Source organism: Litoreibacter sp., assembly GCF_039974535.1.
In the GTDB taxonomy this organism is placed as follows: Bacteria; Pseudomonadota; Alphaproteobacteria; order Rhodobacterales; family Rhodobacteraceae; genus Litoreibacter.
This window is the reverse complement of record NZ_JBDWIU010000010.1, coordinates 554,039-562,284: the sequence shown is the minus strand read 5'-3', so window position 1 is coordinate 562,284 and position 8,246 is coordinate 554,039. Positions and strand designations below refer to the sequence as shown.

The window sequence follows — 8,246 nt, the reverse complement described above, 5'->3', positions numbered from 1 at the left end:
GCGTCTTCGGAGGCATTGGACTTTGCCAACTTAGGTGACATTCCTGAGCCAGAATTGCCCTTCGATGACTGCTTCATCATGTAGATCATAAAATTCACGGTGCCCGGCGATATCAATCTGCGCCGGGCATCATTCCTTATTTGATATCTGCCTCCAAGAGGTCCTTTGTTGGACGGAACGACACTCAAAGCGATTTCGACTAAGCTGTCGTTCGTACTTGGTACAGCGAGTTCAACGAAAGAGCTCACTTTTAGACTTTAAACTTGTCAAAGTTTGACCCTGACATTGAGCCTGCCGAATGTCAGAAATGCGAAAGCTGCACCGCAGCGCCACTTCTTTGCGCCAATGCCCGGAATGGGAAGTAATTTCAGGATTAGTTTTTGAACTATCTCTCGGAACCGGACTTTAGCTGCGATGCAGAAAAACGGCAAAATGGGCCCTTTGCTGCATGATGCACACAGGTCAGCCTTGCCGTTTCAATTAGGTTGACGACGCGGTGGCCAAAATCACCTGACGTTCAATAGGTCGACGGCCAAACCGCTGGGCACTGTATTGGGCACACCGAACTCAGGCCTGTCCAACGAACTGCCGGTGAGTGCCCCCAAGAAAGCCACCAAATCCGCGATCTCCGCCTCGGATAGCGTGGGCGTCACAGAGGCCAGAACACGCGATTGGCGTTCAATCTCGGCGCGGTCCTGCCAGATCAGAAAATCCGCATGTTGCAACCATTCGACCTTGGGCAAGTTGGCGGAGGCCGGCGTCCACTCATCGAACATGCCCTGCGGGTCCATATGTTGGCGGATCATGTCCCCCAGCGTTTTATGCGCCCCATTGTGACCATAAGGGGCGCTCAGGGCCACATTGCGCAACATCGGAGTGCGGAACTTGTAGGCGTCTTCTATCCGGTCGCTTTCGCCCAAACGCCCAACATCGCGCGCCATCAAGTCGAAACGGCGCGTACGGCCGGGCCCAAAGGGCGGCACACCGATTGCATGGAATTTCTGGTCCGACATCAGCTTGCCACTATGACACGACGCGCAATCCGCCTTGCCGTAAAACAGATCAAGCCCACGCTTTTGTGCCCTGTTTATTGCGGCAGTGTTACCCGCTAGATACTGGTCAAACGGGCTATCGATACTTTGGAACTCTAGCGATTGAAACGCGGCCAAAGCGTTGGCGATCTCGACGATTGTAACTTGCTCGGGTGCCGTGATGTGGTGGAAGGCGTCGACGAACCTTTGGCCGTACTGTGGGATCGTGCGCACCCGTTTGGCGATGATTGGCCAGCCGTTGTCGATGCGGTCGGTCACCGCCCCTGACACTTGGTTCTCGCCGGTGCCCCCCGCCATTTCCGTCTCGGAGGTCAGCGGGAAGAACGCCTGCGCAGCCAACACGCTATCGACGCCGTCGGGCAGCCATTCCTCGGCTGGGGTGTTGAACAGATTTCCGTAAGTATCCGCCGCGCTGATACGTCCGTCATGCATCAACGTATGCACGTCGCGTGCGCCAAGGTTCCACAAGGCTGGCGCGTTGCGGGGGACCCGCCGTTCGATACGCGATTGGCCGGTGCCTGCGTGACGTTCCGTCCCTAGCCCGACACCGCCTTCGCCAATCCCCAAGGACAACCCGTCAGAGGTTCCAAACTTTGGATGATGGCAGGTGCCACAGCTGATATTCTTGTTCCCAGACAGGATTTTATCGTAGAATAATAGTTGACCGAGAGCCGCCTGTTTGCGGTCCACAGGTAGGAAATCATCGGCCGTCAAAGCGGCCGGAAGGGGCTCAGCACTGAGTGATGCTGGAACCAACCCTGCGACCAGAAGGAGGGCTTTGCCCCAATGAGAACTCTTATTGCCTTGCTGATGACGGTAAGCCCCGCCTTTGCCGATATTGAACATGCCCGTGACCTTATGGAGAGCAACAAGTTCGAGCAGGCCTACACCGAATTGACGCCCGCTGCCTTGGCCGGAAATGCCGACGCCGAGGAGTTGATCGGCATTATGTATGCGATGGGTTTGGGCGTCGAGCGCGACGACGAGCGGGCGTTTGAATGGTATCTGCGTAGCTCCATGAAGGGGCATCCGGGCTCGCAATCCGCCGTGGGGTGGTACTATGAGGTGGGTCGTGGCATGCCTGCGCCCGATCTGACCCGCGCTTACATGTGGTACACACTGTCGGCCATTGGCGGCGACCCTGATGCGGCGATCAGCCTTGAGGAAGTGGTCAAAAAGATGACGCCGGAGATGATCGATAAAGCGCATGTGCTTGTCGCCGATTACAAGGGCTGGATGTACCCGTTTAAGTAGCATCCCAAAGATCGGGGCCGCACGGAACATCCGCGCGGCCCCAAGTGATTTAGTTCAGGTCTTTGGCGTAGTCAGCGGCAAGACCAGCCTCGGCCTCACCCACGGCTGCGACCAATGCGTCCAGAATTTCATTACCGCCATCTACGTTGCCACGGAACCATTCTTGAACTGGTTTCGCCGCTTCTGCGAAGGCTGCTTTTTGCTCTGGGGATGGGACGTACAGATCGCCGCCACCTTCAACGAAGGCTTGGTAAGCCTCGATGGATTTACGCTTTGGCGACGCGAATGTAGCCTGCTGCAACTGGCTGAAGCCATCTACAACAACACGGCGCATGTCTTCCGGCATGGCTTGGAAGTTCGCGTTGGACATCCACCACAGCGCACCCATGTAGGCGTGACCGTCAAGAGTTACGTACTGCAGACCTGCATCAGGGAACTTCATGCCCATGATGTCGGTGATGCCGTTTTTCGAGCCTTCAACAACACCTGTCTGGAACGAGGTGAACAGCTCTGGCCACGGGATCGGAGTTGGAGACGCACCAAGGGCTTTCACAAGCTCTTGCGGAAGGTCAGCAACCACCGTGCGGATTTTCAAGCCGTCCATATCCGCAGGCTCTGCCACGCGGCGTTTGGTGTTGGCAAAGTTGCGCCAGCCGCCAGTGTTGCCGATGGTCATCAAGCGGATCGCATCGTCGGATGTTTCCAACGCCATGTCGCGCATCTTGCGAGTGAAGTCGCCGGTTAGAACGGCCTCTGCCACGCGGTCATTTGCCATCAGGTATGGCAGGTCGAGAACCTGCACATATGGGAAGATGCCCGCGGCACCACCAGAGGTGGAGATGTAGACATCAATGGAGCCTTCGGCCACGCCCTCAAGGCATTCTGCACCGGTTGCGCAAAGCTGTGTGCCGATGAATAGCTCCACTTCAATGCGACCATTAGAGGCTGATTCAACGTAGTTTTTGAACACGACTAGACCGTCATAGTCTTCGTCGTTCTCATTCGAGTTCGCAGTGGCACGGATCGTGAAATCCGCAGCCCAACCCGCAACAGGTGTCGCCAGCAGTGCGGCCGTCATGGCCACTTTGGTTAGAGTCTTAAGCATAGTATCCTCCCTATGGATTCTAATGGAACGCTTGAAGGCGTCCTTTGTGGTTACCACCGTGCTTACGGCGATGGGCTTATGCAAGCCGAGAAACCGACCTCTGGGCCGCAACCCAAGAAACCGGCAAGATATGGCACCGTCATAGAAATGGCGGGGACATAGGTGATGAGGAAGATCACGACGACCTCCACTGCAAGGAATGGCAAAATGGCGCGAGAAATAGTCTCGACCTTTTCGCCCGAAACCGATGAGGCCACGAAGAGCACCAACCCCATGGGTGGCGTCGCTAGCCCCACAGTCAGGTTCACCGACATGATGATGGCGAAATGCACGGGGTGCACGCCAAGGTCGACGAAGATCGGGCCCAAGATCGGACCAAGGATGATGATCGCGGGGCCCGCGTCCAAAAACATGCCGACGATGAACAACAAGATGTTGATCAAGAACAGCAAGACCAGCGGGTTTTCCGACAGCGACAAGATGTATTCCGACAGAATTTGTGGCGCGTAGGATAGCGATACAACGGTCTTGAACGACACCGCCGCGCCCACCAGCAACAGCACCGCCGATGTGGACACAGCAGAACGCGTCAGCACCTCGATCAGATCACGGCTGTTCATCGAGCGCAGCACAAAGAAGCTGATGATCAACGCGTAAGCGACGGCCACGGCGGAGGCCTCGGTCGGAGTGAAGACCCCAATCAAGATCCCGCCCAGAATGATGATGGGGGTTTGCAACGGGGCGACGGCCTTCTTGCACACCAAACGGAAGTCATTGGACACCCGCGCCTTGGTTGCCTGCGCCACCGCATGCGCAATCGGCAAGGCAACCAAGAAGATCAGCCAGCCGTTCACCTCCATAGGCAGCACCCACGTGACCAAGCCCGACACCGCATAAAGAACCGCCGCGATGTTGATGCGGATCAGCACGAAGCTGACACCTGCCTCTAGTGGGGTAATTGACTGATCCTTGCGCACGATACGTTCTGCCTTGGGCAGGTCGTAGCGATCCGCCATTAGCCGCACCATGACCATCAAGCCGACGCCCACAAGAACACCCGGCACAATCCCCGCAAGGAACAGGGCCGCCACGCTTTCACCCATCACATAGGCATAGATGATCATAATGCCCGAGGGCGGAATGATCGGCCCGATGACCGAACTTGCCGCCGTAATCGCCGCCGCGAATTTTCGGGTGTAGCCGTTTTTCTCCATCGCGGGGATCAGGGTCGAGCCAAGCGCAGACGTATCGGCCACAGCGGAACCAGACAGCCCCGCAAACAGGATTGACGCCAAAATATTCACATGCGCCAGACCGCCACGCAGATGCCCCATGAAGGCTTGCGAAAACTCCACCAACCGCAAGGTGATCCCGCCGCGGTTCATGATCTCACCGGCCAACATGAAGAACGGCAGCGCCATCAGCGGGAAGCTGTCCATGCCATTGTAGAGATTGCGATAAAGGCCCGCGACCACGTTGCGCTGGTCGCCTTCCAGCATGATCAACGCGATGGGTGAGGCCAGCAGTGCGAAAATCACCGGCAGGCCGATCATGATCAGGAGCAAGAATATCGGAAGGAACCAAAGAAGCATCAGTCAGCCCCCGCCAAATCATCATTGGTGATCGCAGGAAGCTTATCGCCGTGACCCAGCAAGGTCGTAACTTGGCGCACAATCAGCTCTAGGTTCACGAGGATCAGCAGGTTCACCCCAACCCAAAGGGCGGAATATTGGTAGTTGTTCTGGAACTTGGCCCCGCATTTACCGATCTCAATGCCGAACGGCCAACGCAAGGATGATGAGCAACCCCGCCCCGACAAGGTATCAACGTGGTTGTTCAGCCCGCGGTCCCACGCGATAAACAGCACCCAAAGCGAGATAGCCAACAGCAAAATGCCCAACAGCCCCGCAAGCAGTTTTGGCAGCGCCTCCTCAAGCATATCGATGGCGACGAAGCCCCCCATGCGGTAGGCCAGCGGCGCCACCAAACCGGTCATCCACAACATGCCAAAGCGCGCGCCCTCTTCTGTCCAGTTCGGCGCATCATTCAAGGCGTAACGGAAAAAGACTTGCCCCAAGATCAGGCAGACCATTATCGCCAGGGCGCTGATCCCAATCCAGCGGCCTACCGCCAAAACGCGGCTGTTGACCCAATGCAGCAGACCGGCGGTCGCTAACAGTATCTGCATGTCTTCCTCCCCTGAGAACGCTGCGCCCTCCTCGACGCATCGCTGTCAGTGTGCTGTAAAACTCCCCACTTGCCCTTTAAAGAACGCGAGCGGATCGCCCTCTTCGCGCATCTCCGCGCGCAATACTTGGCCAAGCATTATAACGTGATCGCCGCCCTCATAGACGGCTGTTTTGGTGCATTCGAAACGTGCCAAACAATTCTCAAGAACCGGCACACCTTCCGCGTTTAAATTCAGATTGTGATCGTTCAACGCGTAAACATCCTTTGCAACCGCCCAGCACAGATCGCTCTGCTCCGACGACAAAACATGCACCGCGTAATTGGTCGCCTTCTCAAAATGCGTATACCTGCGCGAGGTTCGGTCTGGCGACCACAAGACCAGTGGTGGGGTCAAGGATACCGATGAAAAGCTGTTCGCCGTGATCGCCGCCACGCCGCCCTCAGTTGCCGCCGTCACAATCGTCACCCCTGTTGTGAAGCGTCCGAATGCATCACGCAGCAAGCGCGTATTTGTCTCATCCGGGACAAAGGTATTGGAGGAAGGTGGAGTCGCGTGAACGGTCATTAAGCGACCTCGCGCCCCAAAGCCGCCTCGTAAAGCGAGAACCATGCCTCACGATCCAGCTTTACTTTCAATGCATCGGAAATTTTGGAAATCCGGTCCAGATTGTTGGTCCCCAAAACCGGCAGGATATTTGCAGGATGGCGCAGCAGGAAAGCCACCGCCACCGCTGCGCGGTCCACGCCTTGCTCGGACGCGATGGCATCCAAACGGTCCGCCACGTCGCCCGTGCCGGTCATCAACTCGCCGCCGCCCAATGGCGACCATGCCATCATCGGGTTGCCTTGGCGTTGGTGAAAAGCCATATCGCCATTGGTGAAGGGGGCGACCTCGGCCAGCGAAATTTCGATCTGATTGGTGGCCAGTTTGGTCTTCATGCCCGATTGCAGCAGTTCCCAATCGTAGGGACGGAAGTTCGACACGCCGACCGCACGCACCTTGCCGCTTTGCACCAAATCATCAAGGACAGCGCCCGTCTCAACGTGGTCCATCAAAGGATCTGGGCGGTGGATCAGCAACATATCAATGTGGTCGATCCCCATGTCACGCAACGAGCATTCAACCGAATACTCAATGTGTTTGCGCGAGGTATCGTAGTGCTTCACCTTCGCATCAGAATAGCGGCCGGCGGGGGCCACGATATCGCATTTGGTGACGATCTCCATCTGGTCACGCAGCTTTGGGTTCGCCTTCAACGCGCCGCCCAAAACGGCCTCCGCAACATAACCGCCATAGATATCAGCTTGATCGAACGTGGTGATACCTTGGTCTAGGCAGGCCTGAATTTTGGCCTCCACATAGGCGGGCGATGTGTCGGCATCATCGGCCACACGCCACATGCCGTAAACAAGACGGCTGAAAGTAAGATCGGTTGTAAGCGAGATGCGGTCCATTAGCGGCGGACTCCTGCGGCAAGTGGGGTTGAGGGAGGCTGCGCGGGAACGCGGCCGTATTCTTCGGGCAAGGAGCAAGTTTTCATCTGCGGCAGCACGCGAGCACCGAAATGCTTGGCCTCGTCGATATGAGGGTATCCGGACAGGATAAAGGCGCGGATGCCCATCTTTTGGTAGGCTTCCAGCTTGCTCAACACCTGATCGGTGGAGCCAACAATCGCCGCCCCACAACCCGAACGCGCACGGCCAACACCAGTCCACATATGTGGCTCAATATAGCCATGGTCATCCGCCACATCGCGATTCTTAGCTTGATGGCTGACGCCAAGCGACTTGGCGTCAAGGGCGCGGTCACGGATGGCGGTGCCTTGCTCGTCGTCCAGTTTAGAGACGATGTATTCAGCGTATTCCTTGGCCTCAGCCTCAGTGTCGCGCACGATCACATGTGTGCGCAGCCCGTAATCCAACGTGCGGTTGTGACGCTTGGCGGCTTCATTCGCGGCCTTCATGCGACCTTCCAGCTCTTCGACTTTCTCCGGCCACATCAGGTAGACGTCGCAGTATTCACCGCAAAGCTCCAACGCATCGGGGGAGTAGCCGCCAAAGTACAGCATCGGACCGCCCGATTGATAAGGGCGCACCGGATCAGTCGTTAACCCTTTGAAGTCGTAGATGTCGCCAGTGTGGTTAATCTCGTCTTGCGTCCACGCCTGCTTGAGAATTTGCACCACTTCGCGCGAACGTTGGTAGCGGTAGGGGCTTGGCTCTTTTTGACCGGGGAAGTCCGAGGAAATGATGTTGACCGTCAAGCGGCCTTCCAACATGTGATCCAACGTGGCAAGCGTGCGCGCCAACATGATCGGTTGCATCTCGCCACACCGCACTGCGGCCAACAGGTTGATCTTGGAAGTGATCGGCGCGCAGCCAGCGACAAAGCTGAGCGTATCTTGGCCAACTTGGTAGGATGACGGGCACAGAATATTGCGAAATCCCTGATCCTCTGCGGTTTTTACGATGTCAGAGCAATGCGCCCAAGACGAGCGCAGGTCGCCGTCTGGCACACCCAAAAACTGGTAATCATCTGAGCAAAGCGCCGAGAACCAAGAGACCTCAACCGCGTCCAAATCTGGTGATGTCACCGGAACAACTGTCATCTGATTCCTCCCAAACCGTGTCGTAATTTCTTCTTG

The 8,246-nt window shown here is 56.8% G+C and carries 8 protein-coding genes; 1 reads left to right on the top strand and 7 read right to left on the bottom strand.

Features of this window, described 5'->3' with window-relative positions:
* Positions 1-506: 506 nt before the first annotated feature.
* A complete protein-coding gene (locus ABJN86_RS10420) occupies positions 507-1,766 on the bottom strand; it encodes a cytochrome c peroxidase (protein WP_348432268.1) in 1,260 nt (419 codons plus the stop codon).
* Between the two features lie 72 nt (positions 1,767-1,838).
* Between ABJN86_RS10420 and ABJN86_RS10415 the strand changes: the two genes are divergently transcribed.
* The gene (locus ABJN86_RS10415) at positions 1,839-2,306 is read left to right on the top strand and encodes a tetratricopeptide repeat protein (protein WP_348366908.1); all 468 of its coding nucleotides are present in this window, start codon (positions 1,839-1,841) and stop codon (positions 2,304-2,306) included.
* A 49-nt stretch (positions 2,307-2,355) separates the two neighbouring features.
* Here ABJN86_RS10415 and dctP read toward each other — a convergent pair whose 3' ends face one another.
* From dctP to ABJN86_RS10385, 6 genes are all read right to left on the bottom strand, one after another.
* Complete coding sequence (gene dctP, locus ABJN86_RS10410) at positions 2,356-3,411, bottom strand: TRAP transporter substrate-binding protein DctP (RefSeq protein ID WP_348366906.1); 1,056 nt, start codon at positions 3,409-3,411, stop codon at positions 2,356-2,358.
* A 62-nt stretch (positions 3,412-3,473) separates the two neighbouring features.
* A complete protein-coding gene (locus ABJN86_RS10405; protein ID WP_348366904.1) occupies positions 3,474-5,003 on the bottom strand; it encodes a TRAP transporter large permease in 1,530 nt (509 codons plus the stop codon).
* A complete protein-coding gene (locus ABJN86_RS10400; protein WP_348366903.1) occupies positions 5,003-5,599 on the bottom strand; it encodes a TRAP transporter small permease subunit in 597 nt (198 codons plus the stop codon). Before ABJN86_RS10400 ends, ABJN86_RS10405 begins: the two co-directional genes overlap by 1 nt.
* Positions 5,600-5,644: 45 nt before the next feature.
* Positions 5,645-6,166, bottom strand: coding sequence for a flavin reductase family protein (locus tag ABJN86_RS10395; protein ID WP_348366901.1), 522 nt, complete (start codon positions 6,164-6,166; stop codon positions 5,645-5,647).
* Positions 6,166-7,056, bottom strand: a complete 891-nt coding sequence (locus ABJN86_RS10390) for an aldo/keto reductase (RefSeq protein WP_348366900.1) — start codon at positions 7,054-7,056, stop codon at positions 6,166-6,168. Before ABJN86_RS10390 ends, ABJN86_RS10395 begins: the two co-directional genes overlap by 1 nt.
* Positions 7,056-8,210: an LLM class flavin-dependent oxidoreductase gene (locus tag ABJN86_RS10385; protein ID WP_348366899.1), complete on the bottom strand. Its 1,155-nt coding sequence runs from the start codon at positions 8,208-8,210 to the stop codon at positions 7,056-7,058. Before ABJN86_RS10385 ends, ABJN86_RS10390 begins: the two co-directional genes overlap by 1 nt.
* Positions 8,211-8,246: the final 36 nt, after the last annotated feature.